The sequence below is a fragment of the Dyella sp. 01L423 genome, from assembly GCF_056399945.1.
In genome coordinates this window covers 399,082-413,168 of the sequence record NZ_JBFTSI010000001.1, presented here as the reverse complement: position 1 = coordinate 413,168, position 14,087 = coordinate 399,082, and the positions used below count along the sequence as shown (strand labels likewise).

General features: G+C 65.5%; 13 protein-coding genes and 1 pseudogene. 7 read left to right on the top strand and 7 right to left on the bottom strand.

Annotation, left to right across the window (positions count from 1 at the left end):
• Window positions 1-46 precede the first annotated feature (46 nt).
• Window positions 47-610 carry a response regulator transcription factor gene (locus AC1DMY_RS01805; protein WP_477163326.1) on the top strand — a complete coding sequence of 188 codons (564 nt, stop codon included), beginning with the start codon at window positions 47-49 and terminating at the stop codon, window positions 608-610.
• Window positions 611-809: 199 nt separating this feature from the next.
• Here AC1DMY_RS01805 and AC1DMY_RS01800 read toward each other — a convergent pair whose 3' ends face one another.
• The 3 genes from AC1DMY_RS01800 to AC1DMY_RS01790 all read right to left on the bottom strand — a co-directional run bounded on the left by AC1DMY_RS01800 (window position 810) and on the right by AC1DMY_RS01790 (window position 3,949).
• Window positions 810-1,856, bottom strand: a complete 1,047-nt coding sequence (locus tag AC1DMY_RS01800) for an isoaspartyl peptidase/L-asparaginase family protein (RefSeq protein ID WP_477163325.1) — start codon at window positions 1,854-1,856, stop codon at window positions 810-812.
• A 79-nt stretch (window positions 1,857-1,935) separates the two neighbouring features.
• Window positions 1,936-3,591, bottom strand: coding sequence for a M56 family metallopeptidase (locus AC1DMY_RS01795; RefSeq protein ID WP_477163324.1), 1,656 nt, complete (start codon window positions 3,589-3,591; stop codon window positions 1,936-1,938).
• The gene (locus tag AC1DMY_RS01790) at window positions 3,578-3,949 is read right to left on the bottom strand and encodes a BlaI/MecI/CopY family transcriptional regulator (RefSeq protein WP_477163323.1); all 372 of its coding nucleotides are present in this window, start codon (window positions 3,947-3,949) and stop codon (window positions 3,578-3,580) included. Before AC1DMY_RS01790 ends, AC1DMY_RS01795 begins: the two co-directional genes overlap by 14 nt.
• Before the next feature lie 30 nt (window positions 3,950-3,979).
• Between AC1DMY_RS01790 and AC1DMY_RS01785 the strand changes: the two are divergent.
• Both AC1DMY_RS01785 and AC1DMY_RS01780 read left to right on the top strand, forming a co-directional pair.
• Window positions 3,980-4,798 (top strand): annotated as a pseudogene (locus tag AC1DMY_RS01785) (CoA transferase subunit A); the annotation flags it as partial.
• A gap of 93 nt (window positions 4,799-4,891) precedes the next feature.
• Window positions 4,892-5,521, top strand: a complete 630-nt coding sequence (locus AC1DMY_RS01780; protein WP_477164172.1) for a 3-oxoacid CoA-transferase subunit B — start codon at window positions 4,892-4,894, stop codon at window positions 5,519-5,521.
• A 242-nt stretch (window positions 5,522-5,763) separates the two neighbouring features.
• Here AC1DMY_RS01780 and AC1DMY_RS01775 read toward each other — a convergent pair whose 3' ends face one another.
• The 3 genes from AC1DMY_RS01775 to AC1DMY_RS01765 all read right to left on the bottom strand — a co-directional run bounded on the left by AC1DMY_RS01775 (window position 5,764) and on the right by AC1DMY_RS01765 (window position 8,229).
• The gene (locus AC1DMY_RS01775; protein WP_477163322.1) at window positions 5,764-6,684 is read right to left on the bottom strand and encodes a sensor histidine kinase; all 921 of its coding nucleotides are present in this window, start codon (window positions 6,682-6,684) and stop codon (window positions 5,764-5,766) included.
• 84 nt (window positions 6,685-6,768) lie between these two features.
• Entirely contained in the window at window positions 6,769-7,500 is a 732-nt protein-coding gene (locus tag AC1DMY_RS01770) for a response regulator transcription factor (RefSeq protein ID WP_046970365.1), read from the bottom strand.
• Between the two features lie 111 nt (window positions 7,501-7,611).
• Window positions 7,612-8,229 (bottom strand): arylesterase, encoded by a 618-nt coding sequence (locus AC1DMY_RS01765; RefSeq protein ID WP_477163321.1) that lies wholly within the window; start codon window positions 8,227-8,229, stop codon window positions 7,612-7,614.
• Here AC1DMY_RS01765 and AC1DMY_RS01760 point away from each other — a divergent pair.
• The 3 genes from AC1DMY_RS01760 to AC1DMY_RS01750 are packed head-to-tail and all read left to right on the top strand — an operon-like array spanning window position 8,228 to window position 12,584.
• Window positions 8,228-8,974, top strand: coding sequence for an ABC transporter ATP-binding protein (locus AC1DMY_RS01760; protein WP_477163320.1), 747 nt, complete (start codon window positions 8,228-8,230; stop codon window positions 8,972-8,974). The two genes, AC1DMY_RS01765 and AC1DMY_RS01760, sit on opposite strands and share 2 nt — an antisense overlap.
• A 13-nt stretch (window positions 8,975-8,987) precedes the next feature.
• Entirely contained in the window at window positions 8,988-11,471 is a 2,484-nt protein-coding gene (locus AC1DMY_RS01755; protein WP_477163319.1) for an ABC transporter permease, read from the top strand.
• Window positions 11,472-12,584 (top strand): SLC13 family permease, encoded by a 1,113-nt coding sequence (locus tag AC1DMY_RS01750; RefSeq protein ID WP_477163318.1) that lies wholly within the window; start codon window positions 11,472-11,474, stop codon window positions 12,582-12,584.
• A 27-nt stretch (window positions 12,585-12,611) separates the two neighbouring features.
• On the opposite strand, the gene AC1DMY_RS01745 is transcribed toward AC1DMY_RS01750, so the two are convergent.
• On the bottom strand, window positions 12,612-13,382 hold the full coding sequence (locus AC1DMY_RS01745) for a DUF4097 family beta strand repeat-containing protein (protein ID WP_477163317.1): 771 nt from the start codon (window positions 13,380-13,382) through the stop codon (window positions 12,612-12,614).
• 129 nt (window positions 13,383-13,511) lie between these two features.
• Between AC1DMY_RS01745 and AC1DMY_RS01740 the strand changes: the two genes are divergently transcribed.
• Window positions 13,512-14,030, top strand: coding sequence for a hypothetical protein (locus AC1DMY_RS01740; protein ID WP_477163316.1), 519 nt, complete (start codon window positions 13,512-13,514; stop codon window positions 14,028-14,030).
• Window positions 14,031-14,087: the final 57 nt, after the last annotated feature.

Here is a 14,087-nt window from a genome sequence, read left to right as displayed (position 1 = left end):
GCAGCGGCGAAAATGCACGCATCGGCACTGCGCCGAGGAGAGCAAGATGAGTGACCAGCAACTACTGATTGTCGATGACGACGCCACGTTTGCCCGTGTATTGGCCCGCGCGCTCAGTTCCCGCGGCTTCGAAGTGATCACCGCCAGCAACGCCGACGAGGCCCGCGCGCTCACCCGCCGCCACCAGCCCCGCTACTGCGTGCTGGACCTCAAGTTGGGCGAAGAGAACGGCCTGCGCCTGATCCCCGAATTGCAGGCATTGGTGCCGGAAATCCGCGTGCTGCTGTTGACCGGTTACGCCTCTATTGCCACGGCAGTGGAAGCGATCAAGCGCGGCGCGCACGACTACCTGGCCAAGCCGGTGGATGCCGATGCCGTGGTGCGCGCCCTGCTCGACGGCGATACCAACGCCAGCGAAGACGATGTGATCGACGCGCCGGAAGCGCCGCTGGCCCTGCGTCGCCTGGAGTGGGAACACATCCAGCGCGTGCTCACCGAGTGCGACGGCAATATCTCCGAAACGGCCCGCCGCCTGGGCATGCATCGCCGCACGCTGCAGCGCAAGCTCAGCAAGCATCCGGTGCGAGAGCGTCCGGACAACGAAGAATAAGAACCAAGCCGTACCGTTTCTCGGTCGCTGCCTGTCCCTCACCGTCATTCCGGCGAAAGCCGGAATCCAGTGCCTTTCCAACCTCACATGAAGTCGCTGGATTCCGGCTTTCGCCGGAATGACGGTGAGGGCAAATCACGGTGCGGTAAATTCTAGAAACCCTGCTCCCAGGAACGATCCTGCCCTGCGGAGCGGAGCATTAGGGCTGGGACGCAGAAGCCGCATCCGCCGGCAACGGTTCCGACGTGCCGTCAGCCTCATCGCCATAGATCGCCACGTGCGGCACACCATCGGCGCCAATCCAGCCGCGGTACATGCCATCGGTGTTGAAGGGCATGCTGACCGTGCCGTTCGCATCCAGCGCAATGGCGCCGCCATTGCCACCCATCGACGGGATTTCCTGATTGATCACCTCGGCCGCAGCACGACGCAGCGGCACGCGCATCTGCGTCACGCGCATGCAGATCTCGTGCGCGGCCACGGTGCGGATGTAGTACTCGCCCCAGCCCGTGCCTGACACCGCACAGCCGGAGTTGGCATAGGTGCCGGCGCCGATGATCGGCGAGTCTCCGACGCGCCCCCAGCGCTTGTCCGTCATGCCGCCCGTGGATGTCCCGGCGGCCAGATGACCTTGCGCATCCAGCGCAACGGCACCGACCGTGCCGAAGTGTTTGGCCGTCTCCACGTCCGAATGCTTCTCATCGTTGGCGTCTTCCTTGAGCGCCTTCTGCAACTGCTGCCAGCGTTCTTCGGTGCGGAAGTAGGACGGATCAACCAAGGTGATGCCGACCTGCTTGGCGAATTCCTCGGCGCCATCGCCCACCATCATCACGTGCTGGGATTTCTCCATCACCGCGCGCGCCAGCAAAATGGGGTTCTTTACCCGATGCACGCCGGCGATGGAGCCGGCCTCGAGCGTGAAGCCGTTCATGATGGCGGCATCCATTTCATTCTTGCCGTCGTGGGTGAAAACCGAACCCTTCCCCGCGTTGAAGTTGGGGTCGTCCTCCAGCACCGTGATAGCCGCTGATACGGTATCGACTGCAGTCTTGCCTGCCTTCAGCTGGGTGTAGCCGCTTTGCAGCGCCTGCGTCAGCGCCGCACGTATGGCCTTTTCCTTGGCCGGGCTCATCTCGCGCCTGATGACGCCGGCGCCGCCATGGATCACCAACACCGGCGATGCCGCCTGGCTCGTGGACACGATGCCCAGCGCCGCGATGGCGACGATAAGACGGCTGAACTTCACGGACGACACTCCCCACCTCGTTGGCGGGGAGTATAGCCAGCGCCCCTGACGAGACGCTGCCGTATGGCGGGCTATCCGCTTACGCGCAGCCGGGTGTCGCGGTGATATCCAATTTCACCGTGTGGTCCTGCGGATGGTCGCCACCGATCTTCTCGCCTATCTGGATCGTGGCCGTCTGGCCGGGAAGCGAGTGCAGCTTGGGGTGGACGGGCTCCCGGATGACGCCGCCGGCCAGCTCGCTCTGGATTTCCACCTGCCCGCCCTCGATGGCTTGCACGCTCACCGTGCCCTGGACGGGTGCATGCGCGGCATCCTGCACATGGCTGAAGCGGTAGGGCTCGTTCTTGCGCAGGCAGAGCTTGCTGGCCTTGTCGACCTGCTGGCCGTTGATGGAAAGCGCCAGGTCGAAGGTGAAACGGTCCACCGACATCAGATCCACTTTGTTCTTGCCGGCGAAACCGGGCAGATAGCTGCACGTCGCGGCAAGCTGCTGCACGTTGGGAATGTCGGTGCTATAGCACGACCAGCCGACGCCGCCGATCTGCTCGACCGGATGCATTTCAAGATCCAGGTGCCCCGCCACCGCGCCGTGAGCGTCGGCGAGCGTGACCAGCACGTGACCGCCTTCGGCGATCTCGAGCCGCTTGATCGCCGCGCCGAACGCGCCGCTGTCGGGCTCCGGCAATCCCAGTGCCGCATTGCCCGCGGGATTGCCCGACGGGCGGCTGGTCGAAGACGCCAGCGCATCTTGTGCCGGACGCGCGCCCTTCAGTGCTTCGGTCACGATGTCCTTGCCCGGGTGGTAGGCGCCAGCTTCCTGCCCTGTCGCCGCATACACCACCGCAGACAATGCCGTGGCCAGCAGGCCCACGCTCATTCGACCAGCCAAACGCCGGGCATGGCCCGGTTGAATCCGCTTCAACATGACAATTCTCTCCGTGATGGGATGTCGTGACGACCAACTGCAGCCCACCGGCAACAGCGCACCGGTGGCCTGTGTCTTGAGCATGGCGCGGGCGTAGAGCGCGCGCGGCGCATCGTTGGCCTTGAGCACGGCGGCATCGCAGGCCAGCTCCAGGTCATGGCGCAGCGCGCGCAGTCCCCACCACGCCATGGGATGGAACCAAAACAGCGACGCCACGGCTTGCCCGATAAGACACGACCAACCGTCGCGTCGGCGCGCATGCATCGCTTCGTGCGCAAGGATCAACGCACGTTCCGCAGGTTCGTAGCGATGCTCGAAATCCGGCGGAAGCACGATGCGCGGGCGCCATGCACCCACCAGCGCCGGTCCCATGTCCGCGTGCGACGCCTGCAGCACGGGCCACGGCAGAGTGGTGCCGAGCATCGGCGATGCGCCATGCAGGCGACGTCGATAACGTCGCTGCGCGGCGACTGCCACCAGCGACGCTGCAAGCGTGCCAGCCAGCCATGTCATGGCGACGAGCCAGGAAAGCCCTCGCTCCTGCCCGGGTGTGTGCGCAACGCTGATCAACGGTGTGGGCGTAGTCGTGATCTGTACCACTACGGGCGGAAGATCTGTCATCGGCGCCGTTGCTGAATGCGGCAGGCATGCGACGAGAACCGCCAGCGGTGGCAGCACCCACAGCAGCGCGGCCAGTTGGGCGCCGAACACTCGGCGGCACCCATGGCGCAGCAGCGCTACCGCGCCCAGGCCGAGGGTGAATGCCAGCGTCGCCAGCCAGCCGTGGGATAGCCAGTCAGGACTGCTCATCGTCAAGCTCCTGCAGCAGCTTCTTCAACTCCGCGATGTCTTTCTTCGACAGCTTCCGCTGCTCGGAGAAGTGCGCGACCAGCGGTGCCACCCGGCCACCGAACAGGCGATCAAGCAGGCCTTTGCTCTCCTGCGACACGTATTGCTCGCGCGTTAGTCGCGGCGCGTAGAGGTAGCGGCGGCCATCGCGCTCGGCCTTCACCGCTTTCTTCTTCAACAGGCGATTGAGCAAGGACTTGACGGTGCCTTCCTGCCAGTCTTGTTGCGGGCCGACCTCGGCCAGGATGTCCTCGGCGCTGCGCGGCGATGAGCGCCACAGCACCTCCATGATGATTGCCTCGGCTTCGCTCACTGCCATACATCACCGTTTACGCGTGTAATTGCAATTATGTTTACACGCGTAATCGTCATGGGTCAAGCACCCTGCGAAACCCTGGCCGAGATCGTCGCCGTCACGAGACAAATGGCTATACAGCGCCATCCGCACCCCTTGCGACGTTCGCCCTGCATAAGCGGTCGCCAATCCGTCGTATCCTTGGCAGCTGGCTCTCCCCTGCAAGAAGGCATCGCAATGGACAAGGTTTATGCAAGCGCAGCGCAAGCCCTCGACGGCCTGCTGTTCGACGACATGACGATCGCCGCCGGCGGCTTCGGCTTGTGCGGCATTCCCGAGAACCTGATCGGCGCGCTGCTGGCCGCCGGCACCAAGGGGCTCACCATCGTGGGCAACAACGCCGGCGTGGATGATTTCGGCATGGGTCCGCTGCTCAAGACCCGCCAGGTCAAGCGCGTGTATGCCTCTTACGTAGGCGAGAACAAGGAATTCGAGCGCCAGGTGCTGGCCGGGGAACTGGAACTGCACCTGGTGCCGCAAGGCACGCTGGCCGAGAAGCTGCGCGCCGGCGGTGCCGGCATCCCGGGTTTCTACACCCGCACCGCGTTCGGCACCAAGCTGGCCGAGGGCAAGGAAACCAAGTCGTTCAACGGCAAGGAATACGTGCTTGAGGAAGCGATCCACGCCGACGTGTCGATCGTGAAGGCCTGGAAGGGCGATCGCCTGGGCAACCTGGTGTTCCGCGAGACCGCGCGCAACTTCAATCCGATGATCGCCACCTGCGGCAAAGTCTGCGTGGCCGAGGTGGAAGAACTGGTGGAAGTGGGCACGCTCGATCCGAACAACGTGCACGTGCCGGGCATCTACGTCGACCGCGTCATCCAGGGGCCGTCGTACGAAAAGCGCATCGAGTTCCGCACCATCGCCGGCGCCAATACCGGCAAGGAAAGCCCGATCCGCACCGCGATGGCGCAGCGCGCCGCGAAGGAATTGCAGGACGGCTTCTACGTGAACCTGGGTATCGGCATTCCGACCCTGGTGGCCAATTACATTCCGCCGGGCATGGACGTCACCCTGCAGTCGGAAAACGGCCTGCTCGGCATCGGCCCGTTCCCGGACGATGCGCACGTCGACCCGGATCTGATCAACGCCGGCAAGCAGACCATCACCGCCCTGCCCGGCTCGAGCTTCTTCTCCAGCGCCGAGTCGTTCGCGATGATCCGCGGCGGCCATGTGGATCTGTCGATCCTCGGCGGCCTGGAAGTGTCGTGCACCGGCGACATCGCCAACTGGATGGTGCCGGGCAAGATGGTCAAGGGGCCGGGCGGCGCAATGGACTTGGTCAGTGGTGTAAAGCGCGTCGTCGTGCTGATGGAACACACCGCCAAAGACGGCACGCCCAAGATCAAGAACCAGTGCGACCTGCCCATCACCGGCAAGGAATGCGTAGACCTGATCATCACCGACTTGTGCGTGTTCTCGGTGGAAAAGGGCAAGGGCATCACGCTGATCGAACTGCACGATGGCGTCACGCTGGATGACGTGAAGGCGAAGACGGGTTGCGAGTTTGCAGTGAGTTCGTCGCTCAAGCAGTAAGTTACTTCGGTGCCTTCCCTTCCAAGGAAGGCACGACTTGCCTCGACGATAGTCTGCCGTCATTCCGGCGTAGGCCGGAGGCGCTCTTCAACAGCCGGATGGCTGGTCATCCAGAGCCCCGGTCCTCAGCTTAGCGACGAACTTTGTGGACTGAAGTCACTGGATTCCGGCCTGCGCCGGAATGACGAAAGCAGGCGCGGCTGGACTGTACCTGCAAGGTCTGCGTTACTTCTGCACGAGCCCTACGCCGACGCCGGCGTGGACTCCGGAAAACGAATACGCGCGATGTGACGACGCCCTTCGCGCGTCTGCAGTTCCAGCGGCCAATGGAATCGCTCGCTGATGCGCTGCGCGATGGCCAATTCAAAGCCGTGACGATTCGCGCCCTGGGACGGCAAGGCCTCGCCGCGATGCGACACCGTCACCACACCCGGCAACACGGCAATCACCACCGTGCCGCCCTCCGCCTGCTGGCAGGCATTGCGGATGAGTTGCCAGCACAACACCGCGAATACGCGCGGCGAACCGTGCAACACGAAACGCGCCGGCTCTTCGAGTTCGATGCTGATGGGGCGCCCTTCCAGCATTTCCATCACGTCGGGCAACTCGTGGCGGATCACGTCGTTGACGACGAAATCCTCCTCGGTCAGTCCGTTGTCGGACTCGCGGGCAAGGATCAGCAGCGCCTCCACCAATGCTTCCATTTCGCGCGTGGAACGCTTGATGCGTTGCACCGAGCGCTGGCCGAATTCGCCCAGCGACGCATCGTCGGCGAGCATATCGGCGGACATCTTGATCACCGTGAGCGGGCTGCGCAGTTCATGGCTCGCATCGCGCGTGAAATTCCGCTCGCGCTGGTTGTAGCCGGCAATGCGATTGGCGAATCCGTAGAGGCTGCTGGCCAGCGTGGCGACGTCGGCGTCGGTGCGTCGCGGCAATTGGTCCGGGCGCCAGCCATCGAGGCCGGTGGGTTGTTCGTCCCAGTCGCTGACGGCCTGGGCAAGCCGACTCACCGGCGCCCACTGGCGCCGTGCCGCGAACCAGGAGAGCGCACTGATGATCACGATGAGCACCAGCACCGCGCTCACGGGAGCGACGTTGTACAAGCCCATCAGGCACACGATCACGATGGCCAGCAGTTGCAAGCCAAAAATGATCGCCATGCGTCGATGATACAGCCCGCGGCGGAACGCCCGCGCGGGCTGTGCACTACCCCTGCTGGCCATAATCAACTCATGCTTGCGCGATCATGCCGGCTGCGAGGCAGATGCCACCTCCGACTCGAGATCGGCAAGGCGATATCCGGCGGAGTGGATGGTGTGCAGCAGGGGGCGGTCGAAGGGTTTGTCGATCACGCGACGCAGGTTGTAGAGATGGGAACGCAGGGTGTCCGAATCGGGCAACGTGTCGCCCCAGATCTCGCGCTCGATATCGCGCCGGCTGACCACGCGCGGCGATTCGCGCATCAGGATGGCCAGCAGCTTCAAGCCAATCGGCGAGACGGTGAGCTCCTGCCCGCCGCGCACGAGGCGCAACGTGGCCGTATCGAGCGTCATATCGCCCACGGTGAGGATTTCGGTGGAGACCTGGCGACGGTCGCGGCGAATGAGTGCACGCAGGCGTGCTTCCAGTTCGCGTACCTCGAAGGGCTTCACCAGGTAATCATCGGCGCCGGCCTCAAGACCGACCAGCTTGTCTTCCAGCGTGTCGCGCGCGGTCAACATCAGCACCGGCGTGGACTTCTTGGCATCGCGGCGAAGCTTGCGGCATACGTCCAGGCCATCCATGCCCGGCAACATCAGGTCGAGGACGACCACGTCGTAACTGTTGGAAACGGCCAGATGAAGACCGCTGACGCCATCGGCGGCATAGTCCACCGAATAGCCGCGCCGCTCGAGAAATTCGCCGACCATTTCAGCGATCTGGCGGTTGTCTTCGACCAGAAGGATTAGTCCTGCCTGTTCGTCGCGCGAGCTCATCCGTACCTCCTGAAGCTGATTTCACAAAGGTGAACAGCTAACGACCGGCGTCGTGAGGGTCACGTGAAAGAACAGGGCCCCGGTTCACACGCGGTTGTGATTATCCTCACGCTAACGCAACAGTGGCGCCAGTCCCTTCCACACGTTGTCGAGCACCATCGGCTCGCCGGCAGCCACCGGATGCAGGCCGTCGTCCTGCATCAGCTCGGGCTTGAGCGCCACGCCATCCAGCAGGAAGGGCACCAGGGCGGTGTTCCGGGTCCTGGCCAGGTCGGCGTAGATGGTGCGCAGGCCGTCGCGGTATTGCGGGCCGTAGTTCACCGGCAGCTCGATCCCTAACAGCAGGACGCGCGCATGCGCCTGTTGGCCGGCGTCGATCATGGCCGCAAGGTTGTCCTTCAGCTGGGCCAGCGGCAGGCCGCGCAGGCCATCGTTGGCGCCCAGTTCGATCACCAGCACCGCGGGCTTCGTCTTCTCCAGCAACGCCGCCAGGCGATTTCGACCACTCAACGAGGTTTCGCCACTGATGCTGGCATTGACCACCGTCCAACCCGGCTCCATCTTGGTGAGACGGTCGCCGAGCAAATGGACCCAGCCGGCCTCGACCGGGATGTTGTGTGCAGCGGACAGCGAGTCGCCCAGCACGAGTACGGTTTTCGACGGGGCCGCCTGGGCGGTGCCGACGACGGCACCCCACAGCACGACCAGGCAACATAGGAAACGACGCATGAGTGGTAATGCCTCCGCTTTATCCAAGAGTCCATCAACAGACTCCAAGGGTGTCCTGCTGGACGCGATCGATGTTAGCAAGTCGGTGCAAGGCCCCGAGGGCCGGCTCGACATTCTCACCGGCGTGTCGCTGCAAGTGCGCGAAGGCGAGAGCTTCGCCATCGTCGGCGCCTCGGGCTCGGGCAAGACCACCCTGCTCGGCCTGTTGGCCGGCCTGGATACGGCATCGAGCGGCCAGATCGCGCTCGACGGCCATGCGCTTGAGCGCATGGATGAAGAGGCGCGCGCGGATATCCGCCGCCGGCTGGTGGGTTTCGTGTTCCAGTCGTTCCACTTGCTGCCCGCGCTGACCGCCGAAGAAAACGTGATGCTGCCGCTGGAGCTGGAAGGACGCGACGATGCCCGCGCCCGTGCCCGCGAAGCGCTGGAGGCCGTCGAGCTGAGCGCCCGCCGACGCCACTATCCGGCCCAGCTTTCGGGCGGCGAGCAACAACGCGTGGCCATCGCCCGCGCTTTCGTGAACAGCCCGCGCCTGTTGTTTGCCGACGAACCCACGGGCAACCTCGATCAACGCACCGGGCAACACGTCTGCGATCTGCTGTTCTCGCTCAACCACGATCATCAGACCACCCTGGTGCTGGTGACGCACGATCCCAAGCTCGCCGCCCGCTGCTCACGCCAGGTGACGCTGGACAGTGGCCGCGTGCTGGTAACGCCGCGCGCGCCGGCGGCGGTGGCGCCATGACGAGTCAGTACGCATGAGGCTGCTCACGCTCTCCCTGCGCAGCCTGCGGCGCGAATGGCATTTGCCCGAGCTGCGCACCCTGGGTGCATCGCTGGTGCTGGCTGTGGTTGCGCTGGGCGTGGTCGCCACGCTGGCCGAGCGCATGGAACGCGGCGTACTCGCCAGCGCAGCGGAATTGATCGGCGGCGACGTCGGCATCAGCGCACCGCAGGCGCTGCCGGCCAACTATGCGGAGCAGGCGCGCGAGCGCGGCCTGCAGGCCACCCGCGGCGCCAGCTTCCCCAGCGTCGCCTTTGCGCATGAGCAAAGCCAGCTGCTCGATGTGCTCGCCACCGACAGCGCTTATCCGCTGCGCGGCACGATGGAACTGTCGCAAGGGTCCGGCGGCACCGTCGTCGGTCATGGGCCGGCGGCGGGCACGGTTTATCTCGATCATCGCGCCCTGGTCGCGCTCGGCCTGAAGGTGGGCAACAGCGTGCAGTTGGGTGGGCGCGACCTGCGCATTGCCGCGGAGCTGGTGCGCCTGCCCGACGGCGGGGAACTGGTCGCCATGGCGCCGCGGGCCCTGATGAACATCGGTGACGCCGAACAAGCTGGCCTGCTGGCCGTGGGCAGCCGTGCGCGTCATCGCCTGCTGGTCGCCGGGCAGCCGTCGCCGGTGCAGGACTGGCGTTCGTGGGTGCAGGCACAGACGCTGCCTCAGGGTGCGGAGCTGATCACGCCGGAGCAGACGCAGGAGCGCATGCGCAGCGCGTTCGACCGCGCCAGCGCCTTCCTGCGCCTCACGGCGCTGCTGTCCGCGCTGCTGGCTGGCGTGGCGATCGCGCTCGCTGCACAGCGCTATGCGCGCCGCAAGACCAACGAAGTGGCCCTGCTGCGCGCGCTCGGCACGCCACGGCGACAGGTGCTTGGCTTGCTGGTCGGCACGCTGGGTCTGCTCGCCGTGCCTTCCGTGATCGTCGGTGGCTTGCTCGCGCTTGGCCTGGCGCAGATCACCTGGAGTTTCGCCAGCCAGCTGTTCTCCGCCATCCCCACCACGCTACCGTTGGGGCCTGCGGTGGCCGCCGCGGTGATGGGTCTGGCCGTGCTGGCCGGCTTTGCCCTGCCGCCGCTGGCACGTCTCGCCGAGGTACCGCCGGTCGCCGTGTTCCGCGAAAGCGCGGCGCGCCGCGTGCGGCGTTTCGATGCGCTGTATCTGGTGCCGGCCCTGGTGGCACTGCTGCTGATCTGGAGTCAGAGCGGCTCGGCCAAGCTCGCGGGCATCCTCGCGGTGAGCCTGGTGGGCGTGGCGATCGTCGCCGCCCTGCTCTCGGCGCTGCTGTTGTGGGTTGCCCGTCGGGTCGCGCCAGGCGCGCATCCGGCGCTGCGGTTGGGGCTGGCCGCGCTGGCCCGACGTCGCGGCATGAGCCTGTTGCAGGCGACGGCGCTCAGTCTCGGACTCGTCGCACTATTGCTGCTGGCCATCGTGGCGCCGGCCCTGCTCGAAGGCTGGCGTCGCGAATTGCCGGCCGATACGCCAAATTGGTTTGTGCTCAATCTCCAGGACGATCAGCGCGAGGGCTTCCAACAGGCGCTCGCGCGCATCGGCGGCGAACGCCTCAACATGTTGCCGCTGGCCGTGGGCAAGCTCACCGCGATCAATGGCCAGCCGATCGACCAGCTGCATTTCAAGGACGAGCGCGCCAAGGACTGGTCAGACCGCCAGCTGCGCTTGTCCTGGGCCGCCGACCTGCCGCCGAGCAACGAAGTGATTGCCGGCCAGTGGCATGGCGATCATCCCGCCCAGGCTGAGGTGTCCATCGACACCATGTGGCGCGACATGTATGGCCTGAAGGTGGGTGACATGATGCGTTTCAACGTGGGCGAAGGCAGCATCGACGCGCGCGTGGGCAGCATCCGCAAAGTGGACTGGACGTCGTTCCGGGTGAACTTCTTCCTGGTATTCGATCCCGCGCACGCTGCCTCGCTGCCGCATACCTGGATCGCCAGCTACTACCTGCCGCGCGGCCACGCCGAATCGCTGGCGCAACTCTCGCGTGATTACAGCAACCTCAGCCTGATCGACGTGGATGCGATGCTCGATCGCGTGCGCGAGATCGTAAACCAGGTGAGCGGCGCGGTGCGCTGGGTGCTGGGCTTCAGCCTGCTCGCCGGTGCGCTGGTGCTCGCCGCGGCGCTGGCATCGAGCGCGCAGGAGCGTCGCCATGAAGCGGCCTTGCTGCGCACGCTGGGCGCACGCCGTACGCAGCTGCGCATGGCGGCTGCGTGCGAGTTTGCCCTGCTCGGCCTGGTGGCCGGACTCACCGCCGCGTTCGGCGCTGCAGGCACCGGGATGTGGCTGGGCCACGCGATCTTCCATATCGAACATTTCGTGCCACCGCTAGGCTCGCTGCTCCTGGCCGCACTGGTGGCGGCCATCGTCGTGATGCTGCTTGGCCTGGCCGGTACGGCGCGCGTCAGCCGCACCTCGCCGATGCGTCTGCTAAGGGAAAGCTGAGTGCCAAGCTGGATCAAACGTCTCGGGCACGAACGCCTGCTTGTTGCCTTTGCGCTGCTGGCGATCGTGCTCGCCATCATCGATCCACGTCCGCTCACCAACTATCAGCGCTGGCTGCAACTGCCCACGCTGGCCGGTTTGCTCGGCCTGATGATCTGCATCCAGGGCATCCGCGACAGCGGGCTGGTGCAGCACGCGGCGGCGGCCTTGATCGAGCGCGTGCATTCGCTGCGCGGGCTGGGTGTGCTGCTGGTGAGCACCACGGCCTTGCTGTCGATGGTGCTCACCAACGACGTGAGCCTGTTTTTGCTGGTGCCGCTGACGCTGGCCATCGGCAGCATCTCGAACCTGCCGGTGATGCGCACGGTGGTGCTGGAAGCGCTCGCGGTAAACGCAGGCTCCACGCTCAGCCCCATCGGCAACCCGCAGAACCTCTTGCTGTGGCAGTACACCCACCTGCCCTTGCTTGAGTTCATGCGCGCGATGCTGCCGGCGTTCGGCGTGATGTTTGTGCTCGTGCTGTTGCTCACGCTGGTGTGGATGCCGCGCGGCCGCGTGATTCTGCACGCTGAGGATATCGACGGCCATCCGGTGTCGAGCTCCCAGGCCATCCTTTCGGTGCTGGCCTTGGTCAGCATGGTCGTGATGATGGAACACAACCATGCCGCGCTCGGCGCACTGCTGCTCATCGTGCCTTTTGCCTTGCTGGAGTTCGGCACGCTGCGCCGCATCGACTGGCTGCTGCTGGTGACGTTCGCTGCGATCTTCCTGGGATTGGGGCATTTCGCCGAACTGGCGCCGGTGCAGCGCGCGCTGGCGAGCATCAACCTGGAAAATCCACTCACGCTCTATGCCAGCGGCATCCTGGCATCGCAGGTCATCAGCAATGTGCCGGCCACCGTGCTGCTGTTGCGACACGCACCCGATCCCATGGCGCTGGCGGTGGCGGTCAACGTCGGCGGCTTTGGCGTGGCGATCGGGTCGCTCGCGAACCTGATTGCCTTGCGCCTGGCGAAACAGCCGCACGGTATGCGGCTGCTGCACATGGTGTCGATACCGTTCCTGCTGATATGCGCACCGCTGGTCTATCTGGTGATGCGCTGGCTGGGTTGACCTGGCCAGCGCCCAGTGACGGCTTGATCAGTCGTCGCGATCGCGCGGCACGCTCACCTTGCCCTTGATGCCGGAATGGCTCACGTCGCCGCTGCCCTTGGCGCCGAGCGAGAAGTCGCCCTGCACGTCGTGCACCACCAGGTCGCCCGAACCGAGCGTATCCACGCGCACATTGCCGCCCACGCCGCGGATGCCGATGTCGCCCGACCCGATGCTGCCCACGCGCGCATCGCCGCGCACGCCGCTGATCTTCAGATCGCCGGAGCCGACCGAGCCCACATCCAGGCTGCCCACGTCGTTCACATCGATGTCGCCCGAGCCGACGCTCAAGGCGAAGGGACCGGAAATCTTGCTGACGTGCACATCGCCGGAGCCGACCTGGGTGCTCAGGCGCTGCAGACCGCTGACCCATGCGTCGCCCGAACCCACGTTGAGGACCACCGGGACCTGTGACGGTACCTGCATGTCCAGTTTCAGATCGGTGTAGGTGTAGCCGAACGAGATGTGGCTGCGCTCATGGCCGCCCACTTCCACGATGAGACGATCGCCTTCGCGATGCTGCGTCACGGTGAGATCGTCCAGCAGCTTCGGATCCGAGGCGCAGGCGCGCCCGGTGACCGTGCCGCCCTTGGCGCCGTCGCTCCCGCTCAGATGAAGGTCGTGACTGCGCAGTTCCACTTGCACTTCGCGTACGCCGGCAAGGTCGAGCGTGAGATTACGCGGGGCCGAGTACTGGCACTGGTCGGCATAAGACGCCAGCGGTGCCAGCAGCAGGACGGCGAGGATGAGACGGCGCATGAGGTGCTCCTTGTTGACGGGACAAGGCTTGGATGGCGCCCCGCGGGAAAAGGTTTATAGCCTGGGCGTCAACGCGTGCCGGCCACTAGCGTTCTGGAGACTTCACGAACCACGTGGGGACCCACTGCCATGCAACGCACGACACTGCTCGCCTCCGCATTCGCTCTGATGGTCGCCGGCGCGGCCTCGATGGCCGTGGCCCAGGACGCCCCGTCGGCGCCGCCCGCCAAGGGTCCCGCCGGCAAGACCGCGCCGATGGCGCATGACGCCATGCCGGGCCCCATGGGCGGCCCCGGTGTCGGCGGCTTTGGGCATCCCGGTTTCGGCCGCCCCGGCATGGCTGGGCCGGAATCGCCGGTGATCGGTGATCTCGCCGCGCTGGAACGCCTCTACCGCGAAAGCGGCCGCGGCAAGGAGCTGCCGGCGCTCTACAACGACGTGCTGTCCAAGTCGCAGGACCCGCGCGTGCGCACCTACGTGTATCACCAGCTGGCTCGCCTGCAGGCCGCGCCTGCCAACCCCGATCAGGCGATTGCCACGCTGCGCAAGAGTCTCGATGAGAACCTCGCCAACGCAGCGAAGATGCGCGCCGACATGGAAAAGATGCGCAGCGAGTGGGAACAGCGCCGCAATCAGCCGAAGTCTTAAAGCATAAGAAGAAAAGCGGCACTGCCGGTAGGCAGCGCCATGCCCTGAGGCACGGGA